We start from the raw sequence: 15964 nt of genomic DNA, 5'->3' as shown, positions 1-15964 counted from the left end.
TCAGCGGATGTTGTTGTCGTGCCCGTGGGCGCCCGAGGGCAGCGTCGGGATCGACTTCTGCATCTGCACGAGGAACTCCACGTTGGAGTGGGTCTCCTTGAGCTTGCCGAGCACGACCTCCAGGGCCTGCTGCGGGTCGAGGCCGGCGAGAGCGCGGCGCAGCTTCCAGGTGATCTTGACCTCGTCGGCCGAGAGCAGCATCTCCTCGCGGCGGGTGCTGGACGCGTTGACGTCCACCGCCGGGAAGATGCGCTTGTCGGCGAGCTGACGGGACAGCCGCAGCTCGCTGTTGCCGGTGCCCTTGAACTCCTCGAAGATGACCTCGTCCATCTTGGAGCCGGTCTCGACGAGCGCGGTGGCGAGGATCGTGAGGGATCCGCCGTTCTCGATGTTACGGGCGGCACCGAAGAAGCGCTTCGGCGGGTAGAGCGCGGACGCGTCGACGCCACCGGTGAGGACGCGGCCCGACGCCGGAGCGGCCAGGTTGTACGCGCGTCCGAGGCGGGTGATGGAGTCGAGGAGCACGACCACGTCGCGGCCCAGCTCGACGAGGCGCTTGGCCCGCTCGATCGCGAGCTCGGCGACCGTCGTGTGGTCTTCCGCGGGGCGGTCGAAGGTCGAGGCGATGACCTCGCCCTTCACGGTGCGCTCCATGTCGGTGACCTCTTCGGGGCGCTCGTCGACGAGCACGACCATGAGGTGGACCTCGGGGTTGTTCTGCGCGATCGCGTTGGCGATCTGCTGCAGGACGATCGTCTTGCCGGCCTTCGGCGGCGCGACGATGAGGCCGCGCTGGCCCTTGCCGATCGGCGCGACGAGGTCGATGATCCGCTGCGTGAGCTTCTCCGGAGCCGTCTCCAGGCGCAGACGCTCCTGCGGGTAGAGCGGGGTGAGCTTGCCGAACTCCACGCGGGTGGCCGCGTCGTCGACGGAGAGGCCGTTGATCGAGTCGACCTTGACCAGCGCGTTGTACTTCTGGCGGCCCTGCTGCTCGCCCTCGCGCGGCTGCTTGATGGAGCCGACGACGGCGTCGCCCTTGCGGAGGTTGTACTTCTTGACCTGGCCGAGCGAGACGTAGACGTCGCTGGGGCCGGCGAGGTAGCCGGTCGTGCGCACGAAGGCGTAGTTGTCGAGCACGTCGAGGATGCCGGCGATCGGGATGAGGACGTCGTCCTCGGTGATCTCCGTCTCGAACTCGTCGACCTGGCCGCCGCTGCGACGCTTGTTGCGCTGACGGTTGCGGCCGTTGCCGTTACCCGACTGGTCGTCGTCGGCCGGCGCGTTCTGTGCCTGCTCCTGGCCGCCGCCCTGACCACGGCCACGGTTGCGGTTGCGGTTGCGGTTGCGGCCCCGACCGCCCTGCTCCTCGCCGTTGTCCGCCTCGCCGGATGCATCCTTCGCCGGAGCGTCCGCCTCGGCCTCGTTCTTCGCGGCAGCGCTGTCGTTCTTCGACTCGCTCTTCGCCGCATCGTTCTTGGCGCGGCCGCCCTGAGCAGCGCCCGCCTCGGCGGTCTCCGCCGTGCTGTCGGCCGGTGCGGCCTCGGCCTTCTCGGTCTTCGCCTGCGGGGCCTCGGCGTCCGCCTTCTTCGTACGACGCCCGCGGGCGGACTTGGGGGCCTCGGCGGGCGCCTCGGTGGTCTCGGCAGCCGGTGCCGCTTCCGCCGGTGCGGCCTCGGCCGGAGCCTCGGCGTCCGCCTTCTTCGCCCGCGTGCGGCGCGGAGCCTTCGCCTTCGGGGCCGCCTCCGCCGCCTCGGCGGAGTCGCCGGCAGCCGCAGGGGCCTCCGCCGAACCGGACTCCTCCGCGGCCTTGGCCGCCTTGGCCGCAGCCGTGGCGGTGTTCGCCCGGCGCGGCGCGCGCTTCTTGGCCGGAGCCGACTCGGTCGCCTGCTCGGCGACGGGGGCGTCGGCGGTCGGAGCCGCCTGATCGTTCTGGGTCTCGGAGAGGTTCTCCACGAGTACTCCCTTATAGGTCATGGGAAATGAGCGTGAACGCGCACAACGGGTGCTGCGCACGATCGCACGGGCTGACGCTCGGCGTCAGCCAGCCTCGGCACTTGTGCCTCAGGGGTTCGCGTGCGGGTCTTGCAAGAGATGCAATGGGGCCAGATTCACGAATGCTACGTGGAGCCCTCCGCTCGATCCCCCACTGTACCACCACGGACGTCGACGGCGAGCAGGAGCGCCTCCCACGGGGTGTCGGTCACCCTGTTGGCCACCTCCACCGCATCCAGCCGACTGCCGGGACCGTCGGCGAGCACGAGCACGCTGGGCCCGGCACCGGAGACGACGGCCGCGAATCCCGCGGCGCGCAGCGCCTGCACGAGGCGCTGCGTCTCGGGCATGGCGCCGGCGCGGTAATCCTGGTGCAGCCGGTCCGCGGTCGCGTCCAGCAGCAGCTCCGGGCTCTGCATCAGCGCCGCGATGAGCAGCGCCGACCGGGACACGTTGAACACCGCGTCGGCCGTGGAGACGTGCGGCGGCTGCAGGGAACGGGCCTGCGAGGTGGACATCGTGTAGGCCGGGACGAGGACGAGCGGGGAGACGCCGCGGTGCACGAGGAGCTTCTTGTGCTGCGGGCCGCGCTCCCCCATCCACGCGATCGTGAGTCCGCCGAACAGTGCGGGCGCCACGTTGTCCGGGTGGCCCTCCAGCTCGGTCGCCAGACGCAGCAGATCGGTGTCGGAGATGTCGACGTCGCCGGCCAGCAGTCCCTTCGCCGCGAGCACGCCGGCGGCGACGGCCGCACCGGAGGAGCCGAGACCGCGGCCGTGCGGGACGGCGTTCTCCGCAACGATGCGCAGGCCGGGCATCGGCCGGCCGACGTCGGCGAACACGTAGGCGATCGTCCGGACGATGAGGTTGGACGCATCCTGCGGGATGTCCTCGGCGCCGGAGCCGGAGACCTCGATCTCGAGCTGCCCTGCGGGAAGCGCCGTCACCTCGAGACGGTCGTAGATGCTGAGCGCCAGGCCGAGCGTGTCGAAGCCGGGGCCCAGGTTGGCGCTCGTCGCCGGCACCGTCACCTCGACCGTGCGGCCCACGCGCGCACCGTGCTCCTCCGGGGCGGGAGCCGTGGCCGTCACCGTGGTCACTCGCCTTCCACCCGGAGGACGGACAGCACACGAGCGACGACGTCGCTGCCCGCGAGCACGTCCACCGTGTCGCTGAGGGCCTGCTCCGTCGCGCGGTGCGTGCCGATGATGAGGCGCGCGGTCGGCTCGTCCTCCCCCTCGACGGTCTGCACGACGGTCGCGACGGACACCCCGCCGTCGCTGAGGATCCCGGCGACGGTCGCCAGCACGCCGGGGGCGTCGGAGACCTCGAGGGTGATCTGGTACCGCGTCGTGACGTGGCCGATGGGCACGACGGGAAGGTTCGCCCGGGTCGACTCGCCCACGCCGACGCCGCCGGCGATATGCCGACGCGCGGCGGAGACCACGTCGCCGAGCACGGCCGAGGCCGTCTGGATGCCGCCCGCGCCGGCACCGTAGAACATGAGGGAGCCCGCCGCCTCGGCCTCGACGAAGACGGCGTTGTTGGCGCCGTGCACGGAGGCGAGAGGGTGGGCGACCGGCACGAGAGCCGGGTAGACCCGCACCGAGATGGACTCGGCGCCGTCGGCCTCGATGCGCTCGCAGACGGCGAGCAGCTTGATCACGAAGCCCGCCGCGCGGGCCTCCTCGATCATCGACGCCGTGATGGCGGTGATCCCCTCGCGGTGCACCGCATCCAGCGGCACCGCGGTGTGGAAGGCGAGGCTGGCGAGGATCGCGGCCTTCTGCGCGGCGTCGTAGCCTTCGACGTCCGCGGTGGGGTCGGCCTCCGCGTATCCGAGGCGCTGCGCGTCCGCGAGCACGTCGGCGAAGTCGGCGCCCTCGGTGTCCATCCGGTCGAGGATGTAGTTCGTGGTGCCGTTGACGATGCCCATGATCCGCACGACGCGGTCACCCGCGAGCGAGTCGCGCAGCGGACGGATGATCGGGATGGCACCCGCGGCCGCCGCCTCGTAGTACACCGAGGCGCCGACGCGATCGGCCGCCTCGAACAGCTCCGGCCCGTGGGTGGCCAACAGCGCCTTGTTGGCCGTGACCACGTCGGCTCCGGAGCCGATCGCCTGGAGGATGTTCGTGCGGGCGGGCTCGATGCCGCCGATGAGCTCGATCACGATGTCGGCGCCGAGGATGAGCGACTCGGCGTCGGTCGTGAAGAGCTCCTTCGGGAGGTCGACGTCGCGGGGCGCGTCGAGGTTGCGCACCGCGATGCCCGCCAGGTCCAGCGCGGCGCCCGCGCGGTCGGCCAGCTCGTCGCCGTGGCGGAGCAGGAGGGCCGCCACCTGGGAGCCGACGGCTCCGGCGCCCAGCAGCGCCACGCGAAGTCGTCTGTAGTCAGTCATGGATGCTCCTTCGGTGGTGGGTCATCGTGCTCCCTCAGGGGCGTGCGCCCCGTCGATGCCCGCGTCGCGGGCCAGCAGGTCGTGGACGGTCTCGCCGCGGACGATCACCCGCGAGCGCCCCTCGCGCACTGCGACGATCGGCGGCCGCGGGACGTGGTTGTAGTTGCTCGCGAGCGAGGCGCAGTAGGCGCCGGTCGCCGGGACGGCCAGCAGATCGCCCGGTGTCACGTCTCCGGGGAGGTACTCGTGGTCGACGACGATGTCGCCGGACTCGCAGTGTTTGCCGACCACTCGGCTCAGCTGAGGCTCGGCCGTCCCCGTCCGCGAGGCGAGGCGGGCGGAGTAGCTGGCGCCGTAGAGGGCCGTGCGGGCGTTGTCGCTCATCCCGCCGTCGACGCTGACGTAACGCCTGGTCGCTCCCGAGGCGACCGTGACGTCCTTCGTCGTCCCGACCTCGTAGAGGGTCACACCCGCCGTGCCGACGATCGCGCGCCCGGGCTCGAACGAGAGCGCGGGCACCGCGATGCCCCGCGCCGCGCAGCCCTCGGCGACCGCCGCCACGATGCCGTCGGCCAGCTCGTCGATCGGCGTGGGGTCGTCGACGCGGGTGTAGGCGATGCCGAAGCCGCCACCGAGGTTCAGCTGCGGCACCGGTCCGTCCTCGAGGAGGGCGGCGTGCAGTTCGAGCACGCGCGACGCGGATTCGCGGAAGCCGGCCACGCCGAAGATCTGGGAGCCGATGTGGCAGTGCAGGCCGGCGAACTCCAGCCCCGGGATCTCGCGGATGCGCGCCACGGCGACCTCGGCTTCGGCGAGCGGGAAGCCGAACTTCTGGTCCTCGTGGGCCGTGGCAAGGAAGTCGTGGGTCTCGGCGTGGACGCCGCTGATGACCCGGACCATGACGCGCTGCATGGTGTCCGTACGCGCCGTGATGGCGGCGAGGCGCTCGATCTCGATCGCGCTGTCGACGACGATCGTGCCGACGCCGAGAGCGACCGCGCGCTCCAGCTCGGCGACCGACTTGTTGTTGCCGTGGAACCCCAGCGAGGCCGGCGCGACCCCCGCGGCGAGGGCGACTTCGAGCTCACCGCCGGTGCACACGTCGACGCGGAGCCCCTCGTCGACGACCCAACGGGCGACCGTCGTGCACAGGAACGCCTTGCCGGCGTAGTACACCTGCGCGGTAGTGCCGTGCGCGGACGCGGCGCGGTCGAAAGCGTCGCGGAAGGCCCGGGCGCGGCGACGCACCTCGTCCTCGTCGAGCACGAGGAGCGGCGTGCCGTAGGTGCGGGCAAGCTCGGGCGCCGGCACTCCGGCGAGCACGAGGCTGCCGTCCTCGTCGCGCGTGGCCGACGATGGCCAGACACCCGGCGCGAGATCGTTCGGATCCTCGGGGACGACGAGCCAGTCCGGAGCGAGCGTGGCGGCAGAGTCGAGCACGGAACACCAATCGTGGGACGGATCTCGGGCGGAGGCGCACATCGAGTTGCCCCGATTCTAGGGCACCCTCTGTCCCGGCCTGGTCATGGTGACACGCCGCGTCAACCCCCTGGGGAGCGGTATCGCCCGGCTCATAGGGTGGGCACGTGGCAGACACCGACAACCGAGACTCCGAGAACCGCTCCGCAGCCCTGGCCCGCCCGGGGCTCGTCGCCCGCATCACGGGCCCGGTGATCGCCTGGGCCCTGGCTCGGCGACCGGTGAGGGCGGTGCTGCTGTACTCCGAACGACGCGGTCCGATGCTCGCCGACAGCGTGACCTATCGCGCCCTGTTCAGCGTGTTCGCGGGCGTGCTCCTCGGCTTCTCCCTCGCGGCCCTCTGGCTCTCCGGCAACCCGGAGGCCTGGCGCGCGATCATCGACGCCGTGCAGTCCGCGGTGCCCGGGCTCATCGGAGAAGGCGGCGTCATCGACACGAAGGACCTCCGGACTCCGGCGTCGTTCTCGATCGCCGGCATCATCTCCCTCGTCGCCCTGATCGGTGCCGCCCTCGGCGCCATCGGCTCGCTCCGCACGGCCATCCGGACCATCGCCGGCACGATCCAGGCGGACATCCTGTGGATCTGGGTCATCGTCCGCAACCTGCTCCTCGCCGCCGGCATCGGGATCGCGTTCGTGCTCGCCGCCGGTATCACGTTCATCGGTCAGCTCGGGGTGACCTGGATCGGCGACCTGCTCGGGGTGCCGTCGGATTCACCTCTGCTCGCCTGGACGGTCCGGATCCTGTCGCTTCTCGTGGTCTTCGTCCTCGATGCCGCCCTGATCGTCGGCGCCTTCCTCCTGCTCTCCGGCGTCCGGCCGGCCGCCCGTTCCCTGTGGAGCGGCGCCTTCCTCGGTGCCTTCGGCCTCATCGTGCTGCAGCAGCTCTCCGGACTGTTCGTGGGCGGAGCGACGAGCAATCCCCTGCTCGCCTCGTTCGCTTCCCTCCTCGCCCTCCTGATCTGGCTCCAGCTCTCCACGCAGGTCATCCTCGTCGCGTGCGCGTACATCGTCACGGCCGAAGAGGAGCGCGGCGACCGCCTGCACGAACGGTTCGGCGCGCGGACGTTCGTCCAGCGACGGCTGCAGCGCGCCGAGGTCGACGTCAAGATCGCCACGGCCGAGCTGCGCGACGCCCAGCGTGCGGCGGCCGAGGAGAACGGCACCGCCGCCACGGAGTGATGCCCTCGTTGTGACCGGAATCGATACGATGGTCACAACGAGAGGGGACGCATGTCCGCACCACGACGGCACACCGTGACCGTTCCCGGCGCGGCGGTTTCGATCCTGGAATGGTGCCCGTCCGGGGAGACACAGCCGCCCGTGCTGCTGCTGCACGGCGGCGGGGCCGACAGTGCGGAGCTCTCCTGGGGCGAGGTCGGGCCGGCGCTGGCGGCGGCCGGGCACCGCGTCTTCGCGCCGGACCACCCGGGCTTCGGACGCAGTTCACACCTCGATGCACCGCTGACGCAAGAGCGCCTGGTGCAGTATGTCGGCGACCTCGTCGATGCCCTCGGGCTGCACGCCTATGCCATCGGGGGCCTGTCGATGGGCGCGGGGATGGCGCTGGGCCATCTGCTCGATCGCCCGGACGGAGCGCACGCCGCCGCCCTCCTCGGCAGCTATGGTCTGATGCCGCGCCTGACGGACGGCGCCTTCGGACCCCTCTCCCACCTGTCGACGTTCCTGCTCCTGCGTTCGGGCCTGCTCGGTGCGATGACACGCGTCTACGCACGCGACCGCAAGGCGATGACGCGAGGCCTTCAGGATCTCGTGCGCTCCCCCGACGCCCGCACCCCTGCTCTCGTCGACGCGGTGCTCGCCGAGGCTGCGACCGGCTCCGGTCTCAAGACCTTCGGCGGCTGGCAGCGCGACCAGGTGCGGCCGCTGCGGCTCCGCACCGACTACCGTGATCGACTCGCCGAGATCCGCGTCCCCGTCCTCCTCGTGCACGGCGACCGCGACTCCGGCGTCCCGCTCCGACGGGTAGAGGCGGCCGCGGAGAGCCTGCCGGACGGGCAGCTCTTCGTGGCCCCCGGCGCCGGGCACTGGGTGCAACGGGACCGTCCCGACCTCGTGATCCCCGCCCTGCGCGAGTGGTTCGCACGAGGCTCCGATGCCTAGGCCGCTCGTCCCGGACCGCCGGGCACGCATCCTCGACGCGGCGGAGGGGATGGTCCTCGCGGAGGGGTTCGACACGATGAGCGTCGCGGCGATCGCCCGCGTGGCCGGTATCGGCAAAGGCGCCGTCTATCTGGAGTTCGCCGCGAAGCGCGACATCCTCGACGCCCTGCTCCAGCGCGGAACCGCTCGGATCACCGACGCCGTCGCCCGCACCGCAGGACCGCAGCCCTCGCTCAGCGCCCTCTACCGCGCCACGGCGGCCGCTCTGCTCGACGACGAGCTCATGACGGCAGCGTTCCTCGACGATGCGGGAGTGCTCGGCGCGCACGTCGCCACGCAACCGACCTCCCGGTACCGGACACGTCACGAGCGGGTCGTCACCGGGATCCGTGACCTCCAGCGTCAGGGCCGTATCGTGCCGGACGTGGAGCCCGAAGCCCTCGCCCTCGTGCTCTCCAGCGCCACCCTCGGACTGCTCTCCGCGGCCCGAACGCTGGGACCGCTCGACCGGGGCACGCTGAAGAGCGCCATCGACACGGTCGGCCGCATGGCCGCGAGCTTCGAGACGGAGTGACATGCATCACGAGACATCGGGTCCCCCGGGAACACCACCGCTTCTGCTCCTGCACGGCGGCGGCGTCGCCGGCTGGATGTGGGAGCCGCTGCGCACGCACCTCGATCCTGCGCGGCGGGTGATCGTCCCTGATCTTCCCGGTCACGGCCGCAGCGCGACCGAGGACTACGCGTCGCACGAGGAGACGGTGGCGGCGCTCGTCCCCCTGCTGGAGCGGGAGACGGGACCGGCCACGGTCGTCGGATTCTCCCTCGGCGCGCAGCTCGCCGTCCTGCTCGCGGCACGACGCCCGGACCTCGTCGCCGACGCCGTCGTCATCAGCGCCCAGGCGGAACCGCTGCGCGCCATCCGACCGACCCTCGCGCTGCTCCGCCTCACGGCCGGGCTCGCCAGGAACGAGCGCTTCGCCCGTCTGCAGGCGCGCGAGCTGTTCGTCCCGGACGCGCTGCTCCCCCGCTATCTGGAGACCTCCGCCGCCATCTCACGCACGACCCTGCTGCGCGCCGTCGAGGAGAACCTGCGTTTCACGCCGCCGCCCGCGTGGAGCACGCACCCCGGCTCGGCACTGGTCCTCGTCGGAGGCGACGAGAAGCCGCTCATGCGCCGTTCCGCCGCGCTGCTGAACCGTGTCCATCCCCGCAGCACCCTCGAGGTCCTTCGTGGTTACGGACACGGCATCCCCCTGCAGCGGCCGACGGAGCTCGCCGCACGGCTGCAGGAGCGCCTGCCCGATTGAAGCGGGGTCCGGTCAGCGGTCGCAGGACCCCTTCTCCTGGAGCGCCTCATCCGTGACGATCGCCCCGTCCACGTCGATGTCGATCACGGCCTGATCGTCGACGATCTCGACCCCCGTCAGCGTGAGACCGGCCGGGAGCTGGTCCGCGATGCACACCCGCCGCGGCTGCGTGATCCCGTCACCGAGGGAGCCGAGCGACGACCCGACGCTGTCGAGATCGATGTCGACGCCGCCGATGCTCGCCGCCACCGGGGTGAGTTCGAGGTCGCCCTCGACAGCCCCCGGAGTGAGGGTGACGGAGACCGGGACCGCGGTGCCGAGCACGTCGAACGAGCCTCCGAGGGTCGCGTTCGGTGCCGCGAACTCCACGGTGTCGACCGGGAGCTCCGAGTCGGCGAGCAGAGCGGTGAACTGCTCCTGGTCGATGCGGATGGTGCCGTCGGCGCCGTCGAGGTCGCCGCCCCGCAGCGGAACGCCGGTCGCCGTGACGTCAGCCGCACCGGTGATGCCCTGCAGTGTGACGGCGTCCGTCGACAGCCGCAGGGTGTCGAGACGACCGGCGAGCAGCTGTGGGAGGAGGACCCCCTCGGTCTCGACGTCCAGCTGCTGGTCGGCGGGCAGATCGAGCTGCTCGATGACGATCGAACGCACGACGCCGGGCAGCACCGCACGGGCGACGAGCTCCGCCGCGACCACGAGGGCCGCGACCACCACCACGACGATGAGGACGACCCATGGCCACCGGCGCCGCCGCGGCGCCGAGCCCTTCCGCTCGCGACCGTCCGCCGGGTCAGGGACCACGAGCGTCGGGTGCTCGTCCGAGGGCTTCGGGTACGGGAGGGTCGGGTTGTCGTCGCTCATGGCGCTCCCTACATGCGCTCGGGCGCGGAGACGCCGAGCAGGTCGAGCCCATTGCGGAAGACCTGGCCGGCGGCGTCGTTCAGCCACAGGCGCGTGCGGTGCACGTCCTCCACCGGGGCGTCGCTGAGCGGGATCACCCGGCAGTTGTCGTACCAGCGGTGGTACAGCCCGGCGAGCTCCTCCAGGTAGCGCGCGACGCGGTGTGGCTCGCGCACCTCGGCGGCGAACGCGACGATGCGCGGGAACTCCTGGAGCGCGCCCAGCAGCGCCGCCTCGGTCTCGTGCGTGAGGGTCTCCGGGGCGAAGACCGAGCGGTCGATGCCGGAGTCGGCGGCGTTGCGTGCGACGTTGTGGGTGCGGGCGTGTGCGTACTGCACGTAGAACACCGGGTTGTCGTTCGTGCGCTTCTGCAGCAGTTCCGGGTCGAGGTCGAGCGGCGAGTCGGCCGGCGAGCGCTCCAGCGAGTAGCGCAGCGCGTCCGTGCCGAGCCAGTCGAGCAGGTCGTCCATCTCGATGATGTTGCCGGCGCGCTTGCTGAGGCGGGCGCCGTTGATCGAGACCATCTGGCCGATCAGCACCTGGATGTTCTTCGCGGGGTCGTCGCCCGCCGCCCCCGCGACCGCCTTGAGACGGTGCACGTAGCCGTGGTGGTCGGCGCCGAGCAGGTAGATCTTGTCGCGGAAGCCGCGGTCGCCCTTGTTCAGGTAGTAGGCGGCGTCGGCGGCGAAGTAGGTGTACTCGCCGTTCGAGCGGCGGATGACGCGGTCCTTGTCGTCGCCGAAGTCGGTGGTGCGCACCCAGACGGCGCCGTCCTCGTCGAACACGTGGCCCTGCTCGCGCAGACGGTCGACAGCCTGGTCGATGAGGCTGGTGCCCGAGGCGTCCTTCGCGTGGAGGGTGCGCTCGGAGAACCACACGTCGAACGGCACGTTGAAGCGCTCGAGGGAGTTCTTGATCTCGGCGAGCTGGTACTCGTAGCCGAGCTCGCGGGCGACGGTGAGCTGGTCCTCCTCGGGGAGGTCGAGCAGGTCGGGACGGGCCTCGAGAACGCGACCGGCGAGCGTCGCGATGTACTCCCCCGGGTAGCCGCCCTCCGGCGTGGGCTCTCCCTTCGCCGCGGCCAGCACGGACGCGGCGAAACGGTCCATCTGCACGCCCGCGTCATTGATGTAGTACTCGCGCACCGCACGGGCGCCGCTCGCGAGGAGCAGGCGGACGATCGCGTCGCCGAGGGCCGCCCAGCGCGTGTGCGCGATGTGCAGCGGTCCGGTGGGGTTCGCCGAGACGAACTCCACGTTGACGCTCACGCCCTCCTGCGAGGAGTTCGTCCCGTAGGCGGGACCGGCGTCGACGATGACCTTCGCGAGCGCACCGGCGGCCGCCGCGTCGAGGCGGATGTTGAGGAAGCCGGGGCCCGCGACCTCCACGCTCGCGATGCCGTCCACATCGGCCAGTCCGTCGGCGATCTGCTGGGCGAGCTCGCGCGGGTTCGTGCCGAAGGGCTTGGCCAGGCGCATGGCGATGTTCGAGGCCCAGTCGCCGTGGTCGCGGTTGCGCGGGCGCTCCAGCACGATGTCGGCGGCGGAGAGGTCGAACGGCTCGCCCGGACGTCGTTCCTCGGCGATGGGGGCGAGGACGGCGAGGAGGGCGTGGGCGAGCGTTTCAGGATTCATAGATCCCCCAGTTTACGGGGGTGCGCCGGCCCGTTCCGTCGCCCCGTGTCCCGCGGAGTTTGCGATCCGTCCTCCGTGATCTACTCTCACACCATGAACGCCCCCGCCGCCCCTCGTCGACTGCGCATCGCGGGCGTCGCCGCCGCCCTCCTCGTCGCCGTCGCCGCGGGCGTGATCGGGGTCTGGCGACCGTGGGTCCCGGCGCCGTCGTCCCTCCCGGTCGGCGCCGCCGCCGGAGACGAGTCCGCCGCGGTCATCGCCCCCGCGCCGCTCGCGCTCCCCGACGAGCCGACCGTCCTCGTGTTCGGCGATTCCTGGACCTACGGTTCGGCCGCCTCCGACCCCACGCTCGGCTACGCGTACGTGCTCGCCGACCTCCTGCACGGCTCGACCATCGTCGACGGCGTCCGCGGCAGCGGCTACCTCAAGCCCGGGATCGACGGCCCCGACTTCGGCGACCGCATCGCGGCGCTGGACCCGACCCTCGATCCGGACCTCGTCATCATCCAGGGCTCCATCAACGACCGGGCGCAGGGCGCGGCCGGCTACCGCGAGGCCGTGACCGCCGCGTGGGACGCGCTGACGGCGCTGTATCCGGAGGCGGCGATCGTGGTCCTCGGTCCCGCGCCGCACGAGCTGCCGGTGGGCGCGCAGACCGCACGGATCGACCGGGATCTCGCAGCTCTCGCCTCGGCCCGCGGTTGGTGGTACATCTCCCCGATCGAGCGGGACTGGATCACCGAGGACAACTACCTCGCCGTCATCGACGTGGAAGTCGGACGCAAGCATCCGTCCACCGACGGCCACCGCTATCTCGCCGAAAGGCTCGCCGCGGCGCTCGACGAACTGCGCGCCGCGCCGGTCACGGAGGCCGGTGGGTCGGAGACCACCCCCGACGAGTGATATTGTCGATCGGTACGCCTCCGTAGCTCAGTGGATAGAGCGCCGGTTTCCGGTACCGTAGGTCGCAGGTTCGACTCCTGTCGGGGGCACGTAGGGTTGTACGCGGATCCTATGGAAACACGTACGCGGAACTCCCGAGCACGAGAAAAGCCGCCCGGTGTCGGGCGGCTTTTCTCATTGATGCTCGTCGACGGGTTCAGCCATGGCGAGTTGGACGCCCGCTGAACACAGAGAAGGCCCGAAGGCTGACGCCGGAACCGTTGACTCGGCATGCTGGCGCCGACCTTCGAGCCGGTGATCTGAGTGGATGTAGCGGATCCGCCCGCTATGTGCGGACGGGGTTTCGGTTCGCTCGACCGCGCTGGTGCGTGACGCGCTGCTGGGGAGTGCTGCGACGAGGCTTGCGCTTCTTGGAGCGGGGAGCTTCGATGCCCGCCTCGTAGTCAAGACCGTCTTCGACCTTCTGAGCGGCGAAGTCGATGATCTTGTCGAGATTCGCAGCCACGACAGTCATCGTGGCCAGGAAGTACTGCGCTGCGGAGCCGCGCAGACGACGACGGGAACCGTCCTCAAGCGCGTGGGTGCCGCCGTCCTTGAGGTAGGCGTTGAAGGACTCGACGCTGTTGCGGCCGTGGCCGTACATCTCACGCCAATCCTTGGAACCGTACTGGTACTCCTGGGCGAACTTGCCGCCCGCGTGTGCGGGGAACGTCGCGCTCGTCTTGTTGTCACAGACTTTCGCGGGACCTTCGACTGGTCGCCTGATGATGGTGAGCGGAACCGTGCCCGATGCGAGCATGGTGGGCTTGCGAGGGCAGGCAGCAGTTGGCGAGTTACCCGCTGCAGGACACATCCAGGGCGTGCGTCCCTTCGCGTCCGGCAGCTCCTTGCGGTTGAAGAGGTAAGGCGCGCGTGCCTCGACATCGCTGTGCCATTGTTCGAGCCGGCTCTTGGCGCGGGCTGCGCGCTCCGTCTTTGTGAGAGAACGATTCTTGTCATCTGCATCTTCGCCCGCCCTGTATCTCGAGCTCGCGTCGATGAGCTTCTGAGGCATGGACGCGCAGTACCAGTTGCCGTCGACCATGATGGCTCCGGCATAGCTGTCTTGATAGCCGAGGAAAGTCTTGTGATAGTCCATGACGAGCTTCGCGCCAGCCGAACGCAGGTAGTTCTGAAGATCGGCTTCTTTGGCGCCGGGGAGGTATGCGCGGTCGCCGATGACGTGGTCGAGCTGGAGACCGCGGTTCACGATGTTCTCGAACATCGCGCGAGCAGCCTTGCCCGGTCCGAATGCGGGGGCGTGGTGGCCGATGCCGACGACGATGTGCGGGATGTCCTCGGGACGCGTCGGGTCGTTGCTCGTGAGCACACCGAGCTCGAGTTCGTAGGCGTACTTCATCTTCGTGATGGAGGTCTTGCCATCATCGGAGTGGTCGTCGGTTCCGCGGGCCCAGAAGGCAGCGTCGGGTTCGATGGAGACTGTGCCTTCAGGGTCGAGGCTGGCAAGGCGACCGATGCCGATGCCTCGGGCGTGCACCCGGACGGCGGTGGCGTCGATGGTGACGGAGATCTTGTCGCTGCGCAGGCGCTTGGGCATCCACAGGTAGGTGGCGTGAAGGAGGCGGTTCATCAACTCGTCGGCGCGGTGCGCTCGTACGGAGAGCACCTCAGCCATCTCGGCACGGTCCGAGCGGACGCGATCCCACTCGTGCTTCTGCAGACGACGGTGTCTGTTGAAGATGGGGTGATAGTCGATCAGGCTCATGATGCGGTTGGTCGACCGCCGTGCGCGTTCATACCAACCGTCAGGGCTCACGCTCGCGTCGAGGGTGATGCCGAGAATCGCAGCTGTCTCAGGGGTCAACCGTTCGGTGATGATGTCGCGGAGCTTCTTCAGCTGAAGGGGCTGGTGTTCCCAAGCGAGCACCAGCCACAGAATGAGGATTCCCCGCATAGGCACGGCGGCTGGCCTGCCCCCTCGGCTGGGAGCGTGAACTTCGAGATCCCACTGAGCCAACAGCTCGGGGATGCCGACGCTGTCGATGAGCTTGGCGCATTGCTGCACCATGCCCGTCGCAACAGGCCCACGGGCCCGTGGGTTGAAGAGCATCCCCTCGAGATCAGCATTGTCATCGAGGAAGAGGTCGTTCTTCTTCGGCTTGTCCGTTCTCATCGGCCCGCACCCAGCATGCGAAGCGCCTCATAGGATGCGTCGACCGTCATAGGCCGGACGTAGCTCATGGCTCGACGGAGAGAGTCGGTGGACGTCATCCCGGACGCCGGGAGAAGAGCGGCAAGCGGTGTTCCGGCTTCGAGGTGCGCGACGAGCCACGTCATCCGCAGGCGTGCCGCGGTCGGCTTCACGTTCCCCGTCGACGCCTGCAGGACGTGTCGCATCGCGCCCTTGCGGTCGGTGGCGTTCGGTGCGACGAGAAGCGCGTCCGTTGCATTCGCGAGGACCTTCTCAAAGCATCCGCGCCAACGGTTCACGACGGGAACGACTCGTCCGTCGCGTGCGACCCGCACTGCCAGGACCCCCCTCAGGTCAAGCAGATCGCTGCCGCGGACGGCGAGGATCTCCCCGGAAGTCAGGCCGCATCCGACGCTGAGGGAGAAAATGGCCATGCAGGCGACACGCTGGTGCTCTGTGCGCTGGTATGAAGCCCAATGGTGGAAGGTCGCCAATTCGTCCTCGGAGTACGGGCGCTCCGGCTCCGATGCGGTCGATACTGCACGCTTTTCGACCGACGGCGCGATGCCGGCCAGCCGCCGGAGCATTTTGCGCTCTCGTTCGGCCATCACGCGCACGATCTCGCGTGCACGATCTTCGGTGTAAACGTCGATCACGTCGTCCGCCAGGGCTTCGTCGAGCTGCACCATTCCCGTCTGGACGACCCAGTCGCCGAAGTACGCCAGCGTCCTCTGGTGCTCATGGATCTGACGCCGACTCATCCCAGCGCACCGCTCAGCCGTGACCTTGTCGACGAACGGCTGGATGCGAGACCAGGTCGCGGATGCAAGCATGGGGTTGTACGTCGTGGGTGAAGTGGCCGTGCTGGCGTGTGGGAGGTCTGTCATGCCGACCGTGTGCGCGGCTTTTCCCATCAACCACGAGAAAGTGATGTCAAGACTCACGCTGCATCTATTCGTGACATCAAGACTCACGAATAGTGCGAGGATGGACCAGTGCCCACGAATAGTCGCGCTCCGCGGATGTACGCC

13 protein-coding genes and 1 tRNA gene are annotated in these 15964 nt (G+C 70.0%); 6 read left to right on the top strand and 8 right to left on the bottom strand.

Going from position 1 to position 15964, the window contains the following annotated elements; all coding sequences use genetic code 11:
* The 4 genes from rho to lysA form a co-directional block, all read right to left on the bottom strand.
* Window positions 1–1953: a transcription termination factor Rho gene (gene rho / locus BLU02_RS16575; RefSeq protein WP_083371061.1), complete on the bottom strand. Its 1953-nt coding sequence runs from the start codon at window positions 1951–1953 to the stop codon at window positions 1–3.
* Between the two features lie 164 nt (window positions 1954–2117).
* The gene (gene thrB / locus BLU02_RS16570; RefSeq protein WP_231919694.1) at window positions 2118–3083 is read right to left on the bottom strand and encodes a homoserine kinase; all 966 of its coding nucleotides are present in this window, start codon (window positions 3081–3083) and stop codon (window positions 2118–2120) included.
* 5 nt (window positions 3084–3088) lie between these two features.
* Window positions 3089–4393: a homoserine dehydrogenase gene (locus BLU02_RS16565; RefSeq protein ID WP_060922236.1), complete on the bottom strand. Its 1305-nt coding sequence runs from the start codon at window positions 4391–4393 to the stop codon at window positions 3089–3091.
* A gap of 21 nt (window positions 4394–4414) precedes the next feature.
* Complete coding sequence (gene lysA, locus BLU02_RS16560; protein ID WP_231919604.1) at window positions 4415–5833, bottom strand: diaminopimelate decarboxylase; 1419 nt, start codon at window positions 5831–5833, stop codon at window positions 4415–4417.
* 146 nt (window positions 5834–5979) lie between these two features.
* Here lysA and BLU02_RS16555 point away from each other — a divergent pair, with 146 nt between their 5' ends.
* Genes BLU02_RS16555 through BLU02_RS16540 form a run of 4 tightly spaced genes read left to right on the top strand, consistent with a single transcriptional unit; the run spans window position 5980 to window position 9305 of the window.
* Window positions 5980–7053: a YihY/virulence factor BrkB family protein gene (locus tag BLU02_RS16555; RefSeq protein WP_174521429.1), complete on the top strand. Its 1074-nt coding sequence runs from the start codon at window positions 5980–5982 to the stop codon at window positions 7051–7053.
* 51 nt (window positions 7054–7104) lie between these two features.
* Entirely contained in the window at window positions 7105–7995 is an 891-nt protein-coding gene (locus BLU02_RS16550) for an alpha/beta fold hydrolase (protein WP_060922234.1), read from the top strand.
* Window positions 7988–8569: a TetR/AcrR family transcriptional regulator gene (locus BLU02_RS16545; protein ID WP_060922233.1), complete on the top strand. Its 582-nt coding sequence runs from the start codon at window positions 7988–7990 to the stop codon at window positions 8567–8569. The genes BLU02_RS16550 and BLU02_RS16545 overlap by 8 nt, the downstream gene beginning before the upstream one ends.
* A gap of 1 nt (window position 8570) precedes the next feature.
* On the top strand, window positions 8571–9305 hold the full coding sequence (locus BLU02_RS16540) for an alpha/beta fold hydrolase (protein ID WP_060922232.1): 735 nt from the start codon (window positions 8571–8573) through the stop codon (window positions 9303–9305).
* 12 nt (window positions 9306–9317) lie between these two features.
* Here BLU02_RS16540 and BLU02_RS16535 read toward each other — a convergent pair whose 3' ends face one another.
* Both BLU02_RS16535 and argS read right to left on the bottom strand, forming a co-directional pair.
* Window positions 9318–10166, bottom strand: coding sequence for an LmeA family phospholipid-binding protein (locus tag BLU02_RS16535; protein WP_060922231.1), 849 nt, complete (start codon window positions 10164–10166; stop codon window positions 9318–9320).
* Window positions 10167–10174: 8 nt separating this feature from the next.
* Window positions 10175–11839, bottom strand: a complete 1665-nt coding sequence (argS, locus tag BLU02_RS16530) for an arginine--tRNA ligase (protein WP_060922230.1) — start codon at window positions 11837–11839, stop codon at window positions 10175–10177.
* Window positions 11840–11932: 93 nt separating this feature from the next.
* Here argS and BLU02_RS16525 point away from each other — a divergent pair, with 93 nt between their 5' ends.
* Both BLU02_RS16525 and BLU02_RS16520 read left to right on the top strand, forming a co-directional pair.
* A complete protein-coding gene (locus tag BLU02_RS16525; RefSeq protein ID WP_082750056.1) occupies window positions 11933–12742 on the top strand; it encodes an SGNH/GDSL hydrolase family protein in 810 nt (269 codons plus the stop codon).
* Window positions 12743–12758: 16 nt separating this feature from the next.
* A tRNA-Arg gene (locus BLU02_RS16520) sits at window positions 12759–12831 on the top strand.
* A gap of 236 nt (window positions 12832–13067) precedes the next feature.
* Here BLU02_RS16520 and BLU02_RS16515 read toward each other — a convergent pair.
* Entirely contained in the window at window positions 13068–14915 is a 1848-nt protein-coding gene (locus tag BLU02_RS16515; RefSeq protein WP_157547077.1) for a hypothetical protein, read from the bottom strand.
* Window positions 14912–15877 (bottom strand): site-specific integrase, encoded by a 966-nt coding sequence (locus tag BLU02_RS16510; protein ID WP_157547076.1) that lies wholly within the window; start codon window positions 15875–15877, stop codon window positions 14912–14914. Before BLU02_RS16510 ends, BLU02_RS16515 begins: the two co-directional genes overlap by 4 nt.
* Window positions 15878–15964: the final 87 nt, after the last annotated feature.

Origin of the sequence: Microbacterium paraoxydans (assembly GCF_900105335.1) — a bacterium.
Lineage (GTDB): Bacteria > Actinomycetota > Actinomycetes > Actinomycetales > Microbacteriaceae > Microbacterium > Microbacterium paraoxydans.
Note: the sequence above shows the minus strand (reverse complement) of the source record. Positions and strands in the feature narration are given on the sequence as shown.